The following is a 14,378-nucleotide window of genomic DNA, read 5'->3' on the forward strand; positions in this document are numbered from 1 at the left end:
CACGAATCATCGAAATAAAATAACAAGTGTCAGAAGGAGTTTTGGAGCGTGGAGCGTCTTAAACAGGCTGTCTCGTTAATTGAGTCAGGAAATTTTGAAAAAGGATTATTTGAACTGAAAGAAGTTCGAAAAGAAGCGGATCATGAAGCGTTATATGATCTTTCCAATATTTATTATAATCTCGGATTAATTGAAGATTCACGGGATGTTGTAGAAGAATTATTAATCCACTATCCAAATGAGGGAGAGCTACTCGTTCAAGCAGCTGAATGTTATGTAGACCTCGAACAGGAGCAGGATGCCATCGCTGCACTAAATAAAATTGATGAAAGTGATGCAGCATACCCACCAGCGCTGCTTCTTCTTGCTGATTTGTATCAAACAGAAGGTTTGGAAGAAGTTGCTGAACAAAAGCTCCTTGAAGCCAAGCGCCTTTCACCTGATGAGCCCATCATTGACTTCGGTCTTGGTGAATTTTATTTGACACAGGGGCACCATCTAAAAGCTGTACCTTACTATGAAGCCGTATTGGGTACAAAAGGTGAGCTTGCGAATGAAAATATTGAACTCAGACTTGCTGAAGCATTGAGCGGTAGCGGACAGTTTGAGGATGCCCTTTCATTTTATGAGAAAGGACTTGAAAATGGACGCGAAATCAATGCTCTGTTTGGTTATGGATTTACTGCTTTGCAAATTGATGAATACCGAAAAGCCATCAATGCACTAAATGAATTAAAAGAACTAGATCCTCAGTACAGTACCCTCTATCCTTATCTTGCAAAAGCTTATGAGGAGGAAGGTGCAACGTCGGAAGCCATCCAGACCCTTGCGCAGGGAATTAAGGTTGATGAATTTAATGAAGAGCTATATTTACAGGCGAGCAGGTTAAGCTATAAAACACATGACAATAATAGCGGAGAGCAGTATTTACGTGAACTGTTAGCGATTAATCCAACTCACATCGAAGCTGCAAAAACGCTCGCTACTTATTTCCGTACAGAAGAGCGATTTGAAGATATTATTGATCTATTAGCAAATATTGAAGAGGGTGATCAGAGTGATCCGTTCCTTGATTGGTCTGCTGCCACAGCGTATGCTGAGTTAGAAAATTATAAAGAAGCTATAAAACGTTATGAAAACGCATATACTTATTTCAAAAACGATCCGATTTTTCTTGAAGAGTATGGTGCATTCTTGATTGAAGAAGGTCGTAGAGAAGAAGCGGTTGAGGCATTCAAACTTGCCCTTAAGATGGATCCGACACTCGTTCATCTTGAAGAAGAAGTGCTGCGCTTTGAAGAAGAAAGATTTAAAGAGGAATAACAGCGAGCTAGAAGGAAATTTATCTTCAATGACGAATTCTTAAATTAGGAAAATCTCAGGGAGGAATCGCTATGAGCAGCTCCGTTTCTGTCGTTGAAAAGAAGGACTTTCTTAAATGGTTTCTTAAGAATTATCAAGTTAAGAAGCGTGAATGTGTCTGGTTACTAAATTATTTAATCAGTGATGAAGTGTTGATGGGAAATGTCCACTTTGTTGAGAATGCTGAATTCTGTCCAAAAGCACTCGTCATTTCCACTCACTGTGTAGAAAATGCACCATTCCGTTTTTACAAGCATAATATTATTACTACAGATCCTGAGAAGTCCTTCCATGACATTCGCCTGAATCAGGACGAGCCTATTTATATTCAGCTCAATTTCAAAAGTAAGAATGTGTCACCACAATATGTTGCTGTATTAGAAGAAAATCCGTTTTTGCCAGAAAATATGGCAGCTGATAAGAAATATTCCTTCCTAGCTGAAATGGTTCTTGATGAATCATTTACACGGTATAAGCGTGATTCAATTTTACAGCAAATTGATGAAGCTCTTGATCGAAAAGATGAAGTAACCTTTCAGAGTTTGAGCAAGCAGCTTAATAATCTTTAACCCTTGAATTCATTTCAAGGGTTTTTTATATTAAGAACGGTAGTAGTTCAAAAAGTTAGATTGATTGAGGGGGACTCTGGTTGATTCGCATATTGACAGAAGCTGATAAAGAGATCGTATCAAGTATGGAAACCGGGATAGAAGATGATTATGTGATTCGTATTTTCTTAAAACTGGTGGAAGAAGATTGCGTCATCGGCTATTTTCAAGATCAGATGCTTGTAGGGATAGCGGGTGTAACCATTTTCGAAAGTGAAGCTGCTGTACTTGGTAGACTGCGTACGCACCGTAATTTTCAAGGGCAAGGTATAGCTACCATGCTCATGAACAGACTGAAGAATGACGCATTCTTAGAACCTGGTGTAACATGGACGGGATATGCAACAGAACGAAATAATGTACCCGGGAATCGGTTAGCTAAACATTTACAAATGGACCTTGAAGCAAGTCTTGTATCATCTCGCATAAGCCCCGGTGACGTGGTAGGATGGAATGAGGAGCTTTCTTTCCAGCATGAATCCTCGAGAGAAGAGAAGCGAAAGTGTTTAATTGAAAATGATCAGTGTCGTAAACTTAGCTTTTTTCCTTATTCGATTTACTATCCGCTTCCATATGCACCGCACTTAAGTCATACATATGTTGATAGTTTAGAGATGTATCGAAGTGATGCAGGAAGCTTTTTTCTGATGAAGGAAGAAAAAGGAGCCTCTTATCTCAACATAAAGGTTTGGGATGAACAAGTTCTTTATAGTAAGAGCATGTGGGAAATTGTAAATGAGCAGGCTGAACAGGAAGCAAGATTGATATGGGTCGACTTACCATCAAACCTCGCCAGATCGTTTGAAGCAAAATCACATCAAACGGTCTGGAATTTATACGGACAAACAAGGAGCTAAAGAAATGAAATGGACAGAAACAGATATCGCAGTTTATGAAAAAGAAAGAGAATACGTGGATACAGCTATTGTGCCACTTGTTCCGATATCCCTGACATCAAATATTAAAACGATAGTTTCAATGGGTGAATACATTACCATCATCTCAGGTGAATTAGAAAGACAACTTAAAGGTCGTTTGCTGCTCATCCCTGCGGTAACGTATCTTCAAACGGAAAGTATGGATGAACGTGTGGATCGTCTAAAACAGGTTGAAGCAGAGCTATTTAAAGGCGGTATGAAACACATTATTACATTAACGGCAGATATAGACTGGAAGCAGTCTGAAGGACAAGTGGAAAGCGCCCTGCTCTGGATGCCTGCGATCCCTCTTGAGCATATGGAGGGCCAATACAAAATGGAAACTATCTCTGCCCAGGTGAAGCAGGTGCTTCAATTTGTAACAAATACGTGGCAAAGTAATATAAATAGTTGATTTGAGGCATGCTATTGACCAATCCTAACATTGACAGAGCAAGAGTGACTACGCTATCATAGGAATGTCCTAGTTATATGTGTGAACTATTATGTCCGGCTGGACTGACTTCATAGGATAGGGGGGAAACCAATGGCGAAGAAAAACGAAGTAACAAGACGCCAATTTCTAAACTACAGCCTGACTGGTGTAGGCGGTTTTATGGCAGCAGGGATGCTGATGCCGATGGTCCGTTTTGCAATTGATCCATTGTTAAAAGAAAAAGCAGAACAAGAATTTGTGCCTGTTATGGACACAAGCGAGATTACGAATAAACCAGTTCGTAAAGAATTCAAAATTGACCAGGTAGATGGTTGGTATGAATCGGAAGTAACACAATCCGCCTGGGTTTACAAAGATGAAAAAGACGAAATTGTCGCACTTTCACCTGTTTGTAAACACTTAGGATGTACAGTTGACTGGGCTTCGAATGCAGCTTTTCCTAATCAGTTTTATTGCCCGTGTCACGGTGGCCGCTACACAAAAGATGGTGTGAATGTAAAAGGAACACCACCACTTGCGCCGCTTGATGTTTACAACAAGAAAGTTGAAGATGGAAAACTTTACCTCGGAAAACCTGAACCACGTTAGGGGGCGTAATCTATGTTAAATAAAATCTATGATTGGGTAGATGAACGCTTAGATATTACGCCAATGTGGCGCGATATTGCGGATCACGAAGTGCCAGAGCACGTTAACCCGGCTCATCACTTTTCAGCGTTTGTTTATTGTTTTGGCGGATTAACGTTTTTTATAACTGTTATCCAAATTTTGTCCGGCATGTTCCTTACCATGTACTATGTGCCAGACATTGTGAATGCCTGGGAATCCGTTTACTATCTTCAAAATGAAGTAGCTTTCGGACAAATTGTTAGAGGGATGCACCACTGGGGAGCCAGTCTCGTTATCGTTATGATGTTTCTACATACCCTTCGCGTGTTCTTTACCGGCTCTTACAAGAAACCTCGTGAATTAAACTGGGTTGTTGGTGTATTAATTTTCTTCGTTATGCTTGGGTTAGGGTTTACTGGATACCTCTTACCATGGGATATGAAAGCGCTATTCGCAACGAAAGTTGGTCTTGAAATCGCGGTTACGATTCCAGTTGTTGGTGAATGGGCCAAAACGCTACTTGCTGGTGGAGAAATTATCGGGGCACAAACACTTGCGCGATTCTTCGCAATTCACGTATTCTTCTTGCCAGCTGCACTCCTTGGATTGCTAGCTGCTCACTTTATTATGATTCGTAAACAGGGTATTTCTGGCCCGCTATAAGATTCGTTCTGAGAACTTATTCTCTTTAATGACAACATAATTTTTTCTACGAAGGAGGGGGACAGATGCATCGCGGAAAAGGAATGAAGTTTGTAGGCGACTCGCGTATCCCTGCGCAGAGAAAGCCTAACATTCCAAAAGATTATTCAGAGTACCCCGGCAAAACAGAAGCGTTTTGGCCGAACTTCTTATTAAAAGAATGGATGGTTGGAGCAGTTTTCCTTATCGGTTATCTAGCGTTAACGATTGCCCATCCATCTCCGCTTGAGCGTGTCGCGGATCCTACGGATGCAACGTATACACCACTTCCTGACTGGTACTTCCTGTTTTTATACCAGCTCTTGAAGTACAAATTTGCTGCCGGTGATTATACCCTTGTCGGAACTGTTGTAATGCCAGGTCTTGCATTTGGTGCACTTCTTCTGGCACCGTGGCTCGATCGCGGACCTGAAAGACGACCTGCGAAGCGCCCTGTTGCAACAGCGCTTATGCTTCTAGGTCTCATTTCAACCGTTTATCTTACCTGGGAATCTGTTGTAACGCATGACTGGGAAAAAGCTGCGAAGCAAGGTGAAATTGTTGAGGCAACAGTTGATAAGGAATCAGAAGGCTACGCAATTTACTCAGGTCAATCTTGTATTGGCTGTCACGGTGACAGCTTGCAGGGTGGTTCTGGACCTTCTCTTCTTGAAACCCAGCAAACAAAAGAGTCGATTATGGACATTGCTGTCAATGGAATTGGTGGAATGCCAGCTAATGCCTTCAAAGGTACTGATGAAGAACGTGAGAAGCTAGCTGAGTTTATTGTCAAAACTGCTGAAGCAAATAAGTAATGTGTTGAAAAGCTGACTGTTCAGGTCAGCTTTTTTTCACTTTCATAAAGGAGATACCGATGCTTATCCAATTTTTCTACTTACTCAGGTCAAGGCCCTTTCTATGGTTCTTGCTTCTTATTAATATTCTTGGTACGGTTTACGGCTATTACTGGTATGGCTGGCAATTAGAAGAAACGAAACCAATTTTTCTACTTTTCGTTCCAGATAGTCCCACTGCCAGTTTATTTTTCTGCTTTGTACTCGCTGCTTTTCTTCTCGGAAAGAATTGGCCATTAATGGAGTCCCTAGCTGCTGTAACGCTGTTTAAATACGGGATCTGGGCTGTTGTGATGAACATCATGGTAATGGTTGTTACGGGGCAGCTATCGCCCATTGCGCTTATGCTCATTTTCTCGCATTTAGGAATGGCAGTTGAAGGACTGTTATACGCTCCATTTTATAAAATCAAACCATGGCATCTCATCGCGGTTGCTGTATGGACAATACATAATGACGTGATCGATTATGTATTCGGTCAAATGCCACGATATTCTATCCTAAGTGAATATACATTGGGTATCGGTTATTTTACGTTCTGGTTATCGATCCTTTCTCTTGCTCTTGTCTATGTCTTATCCGTTCGCAGGGGACATTACAAACTATCTATTCAATGAGGTAGATGGTCTACTCTTGTCCAACCCTTCATACATTTAAGTAGAATGAAGGAGGGACAGGGATGGGTAGACGATTGCTCCTTTTGTTTTTGCTTTTAGCGCTTCCCGTAAACGTGTATGGAACTGAAACTGATGTGAAACAGGTCTGGAATGATATAGCAGCAGATGTACTTGAGTTTGGAAAACAGGAAAATTTCGAACAAGCTAAAACGATGCTTGAACAATTTTCGGACGTTTTTCCAGGTGATCAAGGTAATGAGCTGACATCGACAGAGCTACGAATAATTCTAAATGCACAAGAACGAGCATTACGCGCTGTCACATCTGTGGATAAAGCGGCTGATCAAAGAATTCAGGCACTAACTGAATTTCGACTTGCTGTAGATGCTCTTGTAGCTGAAAAGCAACCAATGTGGCGGCAAACAGATAGTAAATTACTTCCATTAATCAAAGAAATGGCTGCTGCAATCAAGCATGGTGATAGTGACGTATATGAAACAAGCAAACAGAGGTTTATTGGTACGTACAGCATCATTCGTCCTGCAATGGCGATCGATTTATCTACAGAAACTCAAGCGCGTCTCGATTCACACATCGCTTTTATTGAACAGTATGCTTCAAGTGATGATAAAAAGTTAGTCGGTCAGCTGGAAACAATGCATGACGATTTTGAAAAGGCCTATCATTCGACTAGAAATGAAGATGAAACATCACTGTTGTGGTTGATTTCGTCAATTGGTGGAATGATAACGGTAACGTTACTTTACGTGATATATCGTAAGTATCGTGGAGAAAAAGAAGAAAAGAAAAGAAAACAGGTTGAGTAATTTGGAGATCTTGTGAACCTGAAACTGTGTGATTGACTTTCTATATAAATTTGACTAAAATTGACGTTAAATAGCATAGTAGTAAGTAATTACACATGTGATGGAGGAATGGAAATGGCTGGTTTTTTAGTATACTTTGCCCTTCTATTAATTATCCCACTATGGGCCCAGGGCAGGGTAAAGAGCGCATATAAAAAATATTCAAAAGTCCCTAATTCATCCGGGATGAGTGGTGCTGAAGTGGCTCGTAAAATTCTTGATGAAAATGGTTTGTTTTCTGTTGGCGTAGAGGAAGTGCGGGGTCATCTTTCGGATCACTACGACCCACGATCAAAAACAGTTAGACTATCATCAGGGAATTATCACGGTCAGTCGGTAGCAGGTGCTGCGATTGCTTCTCACGAAGTTGGTCATGCGATCCAGGATGAACAAAATTATGCACCACTTCGATTTCGCCATACGCTGGTTCCTGTAGCGAATCTCGGTTCGAATTTTAGCTATTTCATTATTCTAGCTGGTATCTTGATGTCTTCAGCGAATTTCATTCTATTAGGCATTATTTTCATGAGTGCCGCCGTCTTGTTCCAACTCGTAACATTGCCTGTTGAATTTAATGCTTCAAGTCGTGCGATGGAACAGGTTGTATCAACCGGTGTAATCCGTAATGATGAGGAACGTGAAACGAAAAAGGTCTTAAATGCCGCAGCACTAACGTATGTTGCAGCAGCTGTTGTAGCTCTTCTAGAATTGCTTCGCTTTGTGTTTATTTTCATAGGTATGAATGAAGATTAATTAGAAAATCTCGCCACAGAGGGCGAGATTTTTTAATTCTTATTTAAGTGATTAATGTGAAATAATGATTTCTAATGTTCAATTGGGTTTTTATTCTCATCAAGTGTGAATCCTTCTCCTAGCACATCATGAACGTCATTCACAGCAACAAATGCATGTGGATCAACGTGACGAATAATGTTTTTAAGTCGAACAAGTTCATTTCGCGCAACGACGCAGTACAGGACTTCTTTTTGTACCCCTGAGAAGCTTCCCTTTCCATTTAAAACAGTTGCTCCTCTGTCCATTTGACTCATGATGTTATTGGCAATTTCTTTGTTGTTTTCTGAAATAATCATTGCGGCTTTCGCTGCATATGCGCCCTGCTGAATAAAATCAATCACTCTTGCAGCAACAAAAACTGCAAGAAGTGTGTACATGGCTTCTTTGTAATTTAAGTAAACGAGTGAAAGGGCAATCACGCAGAAATCAAATACAAACATCGTTTTTCCCATGCTCCATCCTAAGTATTTAGAACCAAGCCTAGCAATGATGTCCACGCCACCCGTTGTACCACCATAGCGAAAAATAATTCCAAGTCCTGCACCAACGAAAACACCAGCAAACAGTGCTGCTAGTGTTAAATCATTCTGCAGGGGTATTGAAAGCGCTGAATACTTTTGGAAAATCCATAAAAATAAAGACAAGGAAAGGGTTCCGATTAGGGTATAAATAAATGCTCGGCCTCCTAATATACGCCAACCAATAATAAATAATGGGATGTTAAGCACTAAATTTGAAAGTGCTGGATCAATCTGAAATAGAAAATAAAGTAAAAGCGTAATCCCAGTAAAACCACCTTCAGCAAGGTTATTTTCCATATTAAAATGAACAAGTCCAAAAGCAAATATTGCGGATCCAAGTAAAATAAAGAATACATTCTTTCCCCGTATGCCTTCCATATAGCACACTCCTTTCATGACAACCAACAGCTTTCATTATAATCAAATACACGGCACACAGCAATTTCATTCTGGTATACTCTCAGTAGGTCTGTGGCTACCTCAGTTAAATATTTGTCAAATGCCTATCTTTTAGCTAACATAAGTACAGATGCGAAAGGTGGACTTAGCACATGTCAAATAAAACAATAAAAGAAATGCAGAATGAGGTAGATCAATACATAAGTCAGTTTAAAGAAGGCTATTTCAGCCCGCTTGCCATGCTTGCTAGAATGACTGAAGAACTTGGTGAGCTTGCTCGTGAAGTGAATCATTATCATGGGGAAAAGCCAAAGAAACAGACTGAAAAAGAACGAACGATTGAAGAAGAGATGGGCGACTTATTATTTGTATTAACCTGTTTTGCAAATTCACTCGATATCGATCTTGATGAAGCATTTAGCCAAGTTATGACGAAATTTAACACACGAGATAGAGACCGCTGGACAAAGATTGAAGGGGAGAGTGAATGACAATGAATGACGTAAAAATCGTAATTGCAGGTCCTAGAGGGAATATGGGGAGAGAAGCTGTTAAGCTGGTTGATCGTACGGATCATTTCCAATTAACAGCAGTGCTTGACAGCAAAATTCTCGGACAAACAGTAGCGGAAATTGAGGGACTTCCATCCCTGGAGGCACCTGTTTATACTGATCTCGAAGCGTGCCTTGCTGAGGTGGAGTGTGACGTGCTAATTGATTTAACGACCCCTGAGTTTGGGAAAAAACATATGGAAATTGCTTTTGCACATGGCGTTCGCCCTGTTGTTGGGACAACAGGATTTTCGAATGAAGACGTAGAAGAGCTATCAAGAACAGCTGAACAAAAAGGACTTGGCGCGATTATTGCTCCAAATTTCGCAATTGGTGCCGTGCTTATGATGAAATTTTCTGCTATGGCAGCGAAGTATTTTCAAGATGTTGAAATTATTGAGCAGCACCATGATCGTAAGCTTGATGCTCCGTCAGGAACTGCTGTGAAGACGGCAAAAATGATTTCGGAAGTTCGCGAAGAAAAGCCACAGGGACATGAAGATGAACGTGAGGATTTAGAAGGTGCAAGGGGTGCTGATTATAACGGAATGAGAATTCATAGTGTTCGTTTGCCTGGTCTTGTTGCCCATCAAGAAGTTCTGTTTGGCGGGGAAGGCCAGACGCTTAAAATCCGTCATGATTCAATGAACAGGGCCTCATTTATGCCTGGAGTTAAGCTTGCAATTGAAACCGTCCTGAAAATCGATCAACTCGTTTATGGTCTTGAAAATATCATGGAGTAGGGGATGAGCTGATGAAAATCGCTTTAATTGCACACGATAAAAAAAAGGATGATCTAGTTCGTTTCACACTTGCGTACAAAATGATTTTAGATCCACATACGCTTTTCGCAACCGGAACTACAGGTAAGCGAATTATTGATGAAACGGGATTAGCCGTACATCGTTTTCAATCCGGACCACTCGGTGGAGATCAACAAATTGGAGCTATGATTGCCGAAAACGATATGGATGCAGTGATTTTCTTTCGAGATCCTCTCACAGCCCAGCCTCATGAGCCAGATATAACGGCATTAATAAGACTGTGTGATGTATATGATATTCCTCTTGCGACGAATATGGGTAGTGCAGAAATCCTTGTGCATGCTCTGGCAAGAGGTGAACTGGATTGGAGAGAGATAATTCATGGACGAAATAATACTTGATGTACTAGCTTTCGGTGCTCACGCTGATGATGTTGAAATTGGTATGGGTGGATCATTAAAGAAAATGGCTGAAGAAGGGAAGCAAACTGGAATTTGTGATTTAACAGAAGCGGAATTATCATCGAATGGAACGATCTTCATAAGACACCATGAAGCTCGTACGGCATCCGATCTGCTCTCCGTTACAACCCGCTTTAATCTGGGATTGCCTGACCGTGGACTGAAGATAACTGATGAAGCTGTTGCAGCGATCGTAAAAGTGATTCGAAGAACAAAGCCGTTAGCTGTTTTTGTTCCTTATAGTGAAGACCGACACCCTGATCACGGCCATGCAGCCAGACTTGTCGAAGAAGCCGTTTTCTCTGCAGGGATTCGAAAATTTCGCCCTGAATTAGGGGATGCTCACAAAGTAAGTCAGCTATATTACTATTTCATTAATGGATTCCATAAACCACAATTTACAATAAATATTTCAAAGCAAATAGAAGCAAAGAAGCAGGCGCTCGAAGCATATAGGAGTCAGTTTTCCTTAAGTAGCGGAAGTGTGGAAACACCTTTAACAAATGGTTATGTCGATAGGGTGATTTGTAGGGAATACTTATATGGAAAGGAATCAGGGGTTGAGTATGCGGAAGGCTTTATAGCAAAAAACCTGCTATGCATGGAAGAAATCCCTTTAGGAGAAAGACGATGACACTTAAAATTGGTATTACATGCTATCCAACTGTCGGAGGGTCTGGCGTTATTGCAACGGAACTTGGAAAAATGCTTGCAGAAAAGGGTCATGAGGTGCATTTCATCACAAGCAGCGTTCCTTTCCGACTTGATACGTTTCACCCAAACATTTATTTTCATGAAGTGGAGGTGAATCAATACGCCGTTTTTCGATACCCTCCTTATGACCTGACACTTGCAAGTAAAATGGCTGAAGTGATCCAGAGAGAGAAACTTGACTTACTTCACGTTCACTACGCTGTCCCACATGCCGTATGTGCATTTCTTGCGAAAGAAATGGTGAACGAAGATGTGAAAATCGTTACAACACTTCATGGAACAGATATCACTGTACTTGGTTATGATCCATCCCTCACACAATTAATACGATTTGGAATTGAAAAATCTGATTGTGTGACTGCAGTATCGAATAATCTCGTCGAACAGACCCATCGTTTACTTGAAACAGATAAACCAATTGATACGGTCTATAACTTTGTTGACGAGCGAGTTTATTATCCGAAAGAACAGGCTGATTTACGAAGGGGATATGGCATTACGGAAGAAGAGAAGGTCATTGTTCACATTTCGAATTTTAGAGCTGTGAAGCGTGTACCTGATGTGATTGAAGTATTTAATCGTATCCAAAAGAATATGCCTGCTAAACTCTTGCTGATCGGTGACGGCCCTGAGATTCAGGTTGCATGTCGTCTAGTCGATGACCTCGGATTAAGAAATAAGGTAAAATTCCTTGGTAAACAGGAGAATGTAGCCGAAATTTTGTCGATTTGTGATTTGAAGCTGTTATTATCTGAGAAAGAGAGCTTCGGTTTAGTAGCACTAGAAGCGATGGCATGCGGCGTGCCAGCTATTGGTACGAATATCGGTGGTATTCCGGAAGTGATTGAACATGGGATAAATGGTTTTATTGCTGAAATAGGCGATGTTGAGTCGATTGCATCATACGCCTACAGGCTCCTTTTAGATGAGGAGTTGCATCTAAAGATGACTGCTGCAGCGGTCGAAGCCGTTGAAACAAAGTTTGCTTCAAAGCGGATTCTCGAACAGTATGAAGCGCTTTATTACAAAACACTCCAGGGGGCACTTACTTGATCTTGTTTGAAGGAGAGGCTTACGAATCCTGTCAAGAGGTACTAAGAATTCTTACAAAAGCAGGGTTTGACGCGTACATTGTTGGAGGAGCAGTAAGAGATGCAATACTCGGACTGCCAGTAGCTGATTTCGATTTAGCATCGTCTGCGAAACCGGAAGAGGTGTTAACTCTTTTTGAAAAGGTGGTTCCAACTGGAATTGACCATGGCACCGTTACAGTCATCTATCAATACCAGTCGTTTGAAATCACGACCTTTCGATCAGAAATGTTGTATACGGATCACAGACATCCGTCAGAGGTTTCCTATGTTTCAACCATTGAAGATGATCTTTCAAGGAGAGATTTTACGATCAATAGCATGGCTCTCTCTGATACGGGGGACCTCATTGATCCTTATGGCGGGCAGGAAGACCTAAAGCATCGGCTAATCCGCACCGTAGGGGATCCTGGAGATCGGTTTCAGGAAGATGCACTCCGGATGGTAAGAGCGCTCAGGTTTCAAAGTGTACTTGATTTTACTCTTGAGTATGAGACGGCAGAAGCGCTTTCTACCCATGCTCAGCTTCTCAAATACATAGCTATTGAACGGCTTCAAACTGAGATGTCTAAACTGCTTGGAGGTAAAGCTGCAAAGAAAGCGTTTATACAGCTTTTTACAAGTGGAGTGGATAAGTATTTACCTGGATTGAGCGGAATGAAAGATTTTCTTCAAAAAAATGATCATTTAACCATGCTTCTTCAAACCGAAGAAGAAAGGTGGGCGTGGCTTACCAGAGGCCAATCGGATCCAGTATCTTTCTTGAAAGGATGGCGATTATCCAATCGATTGGTGAGAAAAGTCGAGCATCTCCTCCATCTTGTAAGTCAGGTTCAACAGGAAGGCTGGACGAAGCGCACACTCTATGACGCGTATCCAAATGAGAAATACTGTGAGCGATTACTAGCGGTAATTGAAGGGCGGAAACCTAATTACAAGCAAGTAGATCAGATGATTGCTTCGTTAGAAATAACGTCTTCTGATATGCTAGCCGTAACGGGAGGAGACCTGATCAACTGGACCGGGGTAAAGCCCGGTCCCTGGGTTGGAGAGGCACTCAGACAGATTGAACTGGCTGTATTATCTGAAGAGATAAAGAATGAGAAATCCAGCATCAAAAGGTGGCTTGAAAAGTGGCAGACTCAATAAGGCAGCGCCTGCTGCAAATGCTTGAAGAACATGGAGAAAATTATGTTTCTGGTCAAATGATAAGTGAAACGTTAAGTGTGTCTCGAACGGCTATCTGGAAACATGTATCAGAGCTTCGAAAAAATGGTTATGAAGTAGAGGCCGTTCAAAAGAAAGGGTATCGGATCGTATCGAGACCTGACATGCTGAGCAAGGAAGAAATCGGGCTGAGATTAACAACAGAATTCCTCGGGAAAACTGTTCATACGTACCCTTCTGTTGAATCGACTCAATACATTGCCCACGATCTAGCGCATCGTGGTACGCCTGACGGGACAATTATTGTTGCAGATGAACAAACGGCTGGAAAGGGACGTCTTGGACGATCGTGGCATTCACCGCGGGGAAGCGGGATATGGACGAGCATTATTCTTCGTCCAAAGCTCCCTCCACAGCGCGCACCTCAATTTACACTGATCGCGGCAGTTAGCGTTGTTCATGCTATTCGTAAGCAAACAGGGCTTGAAGCTGAAATTAAATGGCCGAATGATATTTTGATTGATGGAAAGAAAGTTGTAGGAATTTTAACAGAGCTTCAAGCGGAGTCGGATCAAATTAAGTCCATCATTATTGGAATGGGGATCAATGTAAATGCAGGGTCTGAAGATTTTCCTTCTGATCTAAATCAGGCAACTTCACTTAAGGTTGAATCCGGACAAAATGTGAATCGTTCCGCGCTTCTTGCGGCGATTTTAAATGAGTTCGAAACGCTTTATGAAGAATACCTTACTAACGGCTTTCGAATGATTAAACTGTTATGGGAAAGCTACGCCGTTAGTCTAGGAAGAAAAATTAAAGCAAGAACGCTTAACGGTGTAATCGAAGGGCTAGCGAAAGGAATTACAGATGAAGGTGTTCTGCTACTGGAAGATGTACAAGGCAGAATTCACCATATTTATTCAGCTGATATCGAAATTTGTTAA

18 protein-coding genes are annotated in these 14,378 nt (G+C 41.3%); 17 read left to right on the forward strand and 1 reads right to left on the reverse strand.

All coding sequences use genetic code 11. The features are described from left to right. Positions 1-48: 48 nt before the first annotated feature. The 10 genes from ABFG93_RS20555 to ABFG93_RS20600 all read left to right on the forward strand — a co-directional run bounded on the left by ABFG93_RS20555 (position 49) and on the right by ABFG93_RS20600 (position 7,724). The gene (locus tag ABFG93_RS20555; RefSeq protein WP_347549860.1) at positions 49-1,323 is read left to right on the forward strand and encodes a tetratricopeptide repeat protein; all 1,275 of its coding nucleotides are present in this window, start codon (positions 49-51) and stop codon (positions 1,321-1,323) included. Positions 1,324-1,394: 71 nt separating this feature from the next. Continuing rightward, on the forward strand, positions 1,395-1,931 hold the full coding sequence (locus ABFG93_RS20560) for a ReoY family proteolytic degradation factor (protein ID WP_347549861.1): 537 nt from the start codon (positions 1,395-1,397) through the stop codon (positions 1,929-1,931). Positions 1,932-2,011: 80 nt separating this feature from the next. Next, complete coding sequence (locus tag ABFG93_RS20565) at positions 2,012-2,827, forward strand: GNAT family N-acetyltransferase (RefSeq protein ID WP_347549862.1); 816 nt, start codon at positions 2,012-2,014, stop codon at positions 2,825-2,827. A 4-nt stretch (positions 2,828-2,831) separates the two neighbouring features. After that, the gene (locus tag ABFG93_RS20570; protein ID WP_347549863.1) at positions 2,832-3,302 is read left to right on the forward strand and encodes a YpiF family protein; all 471 of its coding nucleotides are present in this window, start codon (positions 2,832-2,834) and stop codon (positions 3,300-3,302) included. A gap of 132 nt (positions 3,303-3,434) precedes the next feature. Then, positions 3,435-3,932 (forward strand): ubiquinol-cytochrome c reductase iron-sulfur subunit, encoded by a 498-nt coding sequence (locus ABFG93_RS20575; RefSeq protein WP_347549864.1) that lies wholly within the window; start codon positions 3,435-3,437, stop codon positions 3,930-3,932. A gap of 12 nt (positions 3,933-3,944) precedes the next feature. Beyond that, positions 3,945-4,616, forward strand: coding sequence for a menaquinol-cytochrome c reductase cytochrome b subunit (qcrB, locus tag ABFG93_RS20580; RefSeq protein WP_098443956.1), 672 nt, complete (start codon positions 3,945-3,947; stop codon positions 4,614-4,616). 65 nt (positions 4,617-4,681) lie between these two features. Next, positions 4,682-5,449 carry a menaquinol-cytochrome c reductase cytochrome b/c subunit gene (locus ABFG93_RS20585; protein ID WP_347549865.1) on the forward strand — a complete coding sequence of 256 codons (768 nt, stop codon included), beginning with the start codon at positions 4,682-4,684 and terminating at the stop codon, positions 5,447-5,449. Positions 5,450-5,514: 65 nt separating this feature from the next. Next, positions 5,515-6,105, forward strand: coding sequence for a DUF1405 domain-containing protein (locus ABFG93_RS20590; protein ID WP_347552914.1), 591 nt, complete (start codon positions 5,515-5,517; stop codon positions 6,103-6,105). Between the two features lie 62 nt (positions 6,106-6,167). Beyond that, complete coding sequence (locus tag ABFG93_RS20595; RefSeq protein WP_347549866.1) at positions 6,168-6,932, forward strand: sporulation protein YpjB; 765 nt, start codon at positions 6,168-6,170, stop codon at positions 6,930-6,932. A gap of 114 nt (positions 6,933-7,046) precedes the next feature. Further along, a complete protein-coding gene (locus ABFG93_RS20600; protein WP_347549867.1) occupies positions 7,047-7,724 on the forward strand; it encodes a zinc metallopeptidase in 678 nt (225 codons plus the stop codon). Between the two features lie 71 nt (positions 7,725-7,795). Here ABFG93_RS20600 and ABFG93_RS20605 read toward each other — a convergent pair whose 3' ends face one another. Next, entirely contained in the window at positions 7,796-8,665 is an 870-nt protein-coding gene (locus tag ABFG93_RS20605; protein ID WP_347549868.1) for a YitT family protein, read from the reverse strand. Positions 8,666-8,838: 173 nt separating this feature from the next. On the opposite strand from ABFG93_RS20605, the gene ABFG93_RS20610 reads away from it, so the two are divergent. From ABFG93_RS20610 to ABFG93_RS20640, 7 genes are read left to right on the forward strand one after another with little or no spacing between them, the layout of a single operon-like run. Then, entirely contained in the window at positions 8,839-9,177 is a 339-nt protein-coding gene (locus ABFG93_RS20610) for a nucleotide pyrophosphohydrolase (protein ID WP_347549869.1), read from the forward strand. 2 nt (positions 9,178-9,179) lie between these two features. Beyond that, a complete protein-coding gene (gene dapB / locus ABFG93_RS20615) occupies positions 9,180-9,980 on the forward strand; it encodes a 4-hydroxy-tetrahydrodipicolinate reductase (protein WP_347549870.1) in 801 nt (266 codons plus the stop codon). Positions 9,981-9,991: 11 nt separating this feature from the next. Then, on the forward strand, positions 9,992-10,402 hold the full coding sequence (gene mgsA, locus ABFG93_RS20620; RefSeq protein ID WP_347549871.1) for a methylglyoxal synthase: 411 nt from the start codon (positions 9,992-9,994) through the stop codon (positions 10,400-10,402). Further along, positions 10,383-11,096 (forward strand): bacillithiol biosynthesis deacetylase BshB1, encoded by a 714-nt coding sequence (gene bshB1 / locus ABFG93_RS20625; RefSeq protein ID WP_347549872.1) that lies wholly within the window; start codon positions 10,383-10,385, stop codon positions 11,094-11,096. Before mgsA ends, bshB1 begins: the two co-directional genes overlap by 20 nt. After that, positions 11,093-12,229 carry an N-acetyl-alpha-D-glucosaminyl L-malate synthase BshA gene (gene bshA, locus ABFG93_RS20630; protein WP_347549873.1) on the forward strand — a complete coding sequence of 379 codons (1,137 nt, stop codon included), beginning with the start codon at positions 11,093-11,095 and terminating at the stop codon, positions 12,227-12,229. The genes bshB1 and bshA overlap by 4 nt, the downstream gene beginning before the upstream one ends. Further along, positions 12,226-13,416 (forward strand): CCA tRNA nucleotidyltransferase, encoded by a 1,191-nt coding sequence (locus ABFG93_RS20635; RefSeq protein WP_347549874.1) that lies wholly within the window; start codon positions 12,226-12,228, stop codon positions 13,414-13,416. The genes bshA and ABFG93_RS20635 overlap by 4 nt, the downstream gene beginning before the upstream one ends. Next, positions 13,401-14,378 (forward strand): biotin--[acetyl-CoA-carboxylase] ligase, encoded by a 978-nt coding sequence (locus ABFG93_RS20640; protein WP_347549875.1) that lies wholly within the window; start codon positions 13,401-13,403, stop codon positions 14,376-14,378. The genes ABFG93_RS20635 and ABFG93_RS20640 overlap by 16 nt, the downstream gene beginning before the upstream one ends.

It is taken from the genome of Pseudalkalibacillus hwajinpoensis (genome assembly GCF_039851965.1).
GTDB lineage: Bacteria > Bacillota > Bacilli > Bacillales > Guptibacillaceae > Guptibacillus > Guptibacillus hwajinpoensis_E.

What these genes read in the sequence shown, in the direction of transcription:
- ABFG93_RS20600 (WP_347549867.1), top strand. Translation starts at nt 7,047, where the DNA reads ATGGCTGGTTTTTTAGTATACTTTGCCCTTCTATTAATTATCCCACTA.
- ABFG93_RS20585 (WP_347549865.1), top strand. Translation starts at nt 4,682, where the DNA reads ATGCATCGCGGAAAAGGAATGAAGTTTGTAGGCGACTCGCGTATCCCT.
- dapB (WP_347549870.1), top strand. Translation starts at nt 9,180, where the DNA reads ATGAATGACGTAAAAATCGTAATTGCAGGTCCTAGAGGGAATATGGGG.
- mgsA (WP_347549871.1), top strand. Translation starts at nt 9,992, where the DNA reads ATGAAAATCGCTTTAATTGCACACGATAAAAAAAAGGATGATCTAGTT.
- ABFG93_RS20610 (WP_347549869.1), top strand. Translation starts at nt 8,839, where the DNA reads ATGTCAAATAAAACAATAAAAGAAATGCAGAATGAGGTAGATCAATAC.
- ABFG93_RS20575 (WP_347549864.1), top strand. Translation starts at nt 3,435, where the DNA reads ATGGCGAAGAAAAACGAAGTAACAAGACGCCAATTTCTAAACTACAGC.
- bshA (WP_347549873.1), top strand. Translation starts at nt 11,093, where the DNA reads ATGACACTTAAAATTGGTATTACATGCTATCCAACTGTCGGAGGGTCT.
- ABFG93_RS20570 (WP_347549863.1), top strand. Translation starts at nt 2,832, where the DNA reads ATGAAATGGACAGAAACAGATATCGCAGTTTATGAAAAAGAAAGAGAA.
- ABFG93_RS20605 (WP_347549868.1), bottom strand. Translation starts at nt 8,665, where the DNA reads ATGGAAGGCATACGGGGAAAGAATGTATTCTTTATTTTACTTGGATCC.
- bshB1 (WP_347549872.1), top strand. Translation starts at nt 10,383, where the DNA reads ATGGACGAAATAATACTTGATGTACTAGCTTTCGGTGCTCACGCTGAT.
- ABFG93_RS20560 (WP_347549861.1), top strand. Translation starts at nt 1,395, where the DNA reads ATGAGCAGCTCCGTTTCTGTCGTTGAAAAGAAGGACTTTCTTAAATGG.
- qcrB (WP_098443956.1), top strand. Translation starts at nt 3,945, where the DNA reads ATGTTAAATAAAATCTATGATTGGGTAGATGAACGCTTAGATATTACG.
- ABFG93_RS20595 (WP_347549866.1), top strand. Translation starts at nt 6,168, where the DNA reads ATGGGTAGACGATTGCTCCTTTTGTTTTTGCTTTTAGCGCTTCCCGTA.